The sequence below is a fragment of the Pseudomonas sp. 2995-3 genome, from assembly GCF_002742565.1.
Lineage (GTDB): Bacteria > Pseudomonadota > Gammaproteobacteria > Pseudomonadales > Pseudomonadaceae > Aquipseudomonas > Aquipseudomonas edaphica.
Genome location: NZ_LJSB01000191.1, coordinates 1 through 1,260 on the forward strand (window position 1 = coordinate 1; position 1,260 = coordinate 1,260).

The window sequence follows — 1,260 nt, forward strand, 5'->3', positions numbered from 1 at the left end:
TGTACGGACCGGACACATGGTTGACGGGTGTGCGGGGACATGGTGGACACTTCTCGGCGAAGCCAGCTTCGCCGGGAGGCCATCATGCCCTGGAACACGAGAGACGCCATGAGCCTAAAACAAGAGTTTGTTTCCTTAGCAAAGAAACCCGGCAGTAATAAGCGAGAGCTGTGTCGACGATTTGGTATAAGTCCGCAAACCGCCTACAAGTGGCTAAAGCGTTACGAGGCCGGCGGCTCTGCGGGTTTGCAAGAGAAGTCACGCAGGCCCGCCAGCAGCCCCAAACTGACCCGGGCCGAGCTGGAGGCTGAGGTCGTTGCACTTCGCCAAGATCATCCGGCATGGGGCGGACGCACAATTAGCAGCATGCTGGACAAGCGAATTGCTCCCAGTACTGTCACTAATGTCCTGCACCGGCACAGCTTGATTAAGCCTTCAGAGAAAGAACCAGAGGCCCGGCTGAGATTTGAACATCCTGAGCCCAACGATCTTTGGCAGATGGATTTCAAAGGCCACTTTGCAATGCAGCAAGGCCGATGCCACCCCCTGACCATCCTGGACGATCATTCGCGGTTTAACCTGGCCATCCAAGCGTGTGATAACGAGCGAGGCACCACCGTAAAACAGAAGATGAGCGAGGTATTTGAAACTTACGGTTTACCGGCACGTATCAACGTCGACAATGGCGCGCCATGGGGCTCACCGCGTAATCCTGGCGAGATCACAGAGTTGAGTATTTGGCTGGTGCGTTTGGGAATTCGGATAAGTTTCAGTCGTCCCTACCATCCGCAAACAAATGGGAAAATCGAGCGTTTTCATCGATCACTCAAGGCAGAAGTCCTTAACGGGCGTCACTTTTCTACGCTAGCGGATGCTCAATCAGCATTCGATCAATGGCGTGAAATATACAACCTGCAACGTCCTCATCAGGCGCTGGAATACAAGGTGCCCATGGACCGCTATCGCAGCAGTCCTTGGGCCTATCCGCAAAAGCTACCTGAGTTTGAATACGGACCAGACGACGTGTTAGCCAAGGTTTATCACAGCCGTTTTCGCTTCCAAAAACGCTACTTCAGCATCGCAAAAGGCTTGGTAGGACAGCACATAGCAATCCGCCCGAACGCAGAAAGCGATGGTCTGTTCGACGTCTATTTCTGCCATCACTTTTTGCGAACAATCGACATTAGTAAGCCTGATTATGGTCAATAATGCGTCCACCATGTCCCCGCACATGTGTCAACCATGTGTCCGGTCCGTACA

1 protein-coding gene is annotated in these 1,260 nt (G+C 53.1%); it reads left to right on the forward strand.

Annotated features, from left to right (window positions below):
• Window positions 1–84 precede the first annotated feature (84 nt).
• The gene (locus AOA62_RS17115; protein ID WP_017135449.1) at window positions 85–1,209 is read left to right on the forward strand and encodes an IS481 family transposase; all 1,125 of its coding nucleotides are present in this window, start codon (window positions 85–87) and stop codon (window positions 1,207–1,209) included.
• Window positions 1,210–1,260: the final 51 nt, after the last annotated feature.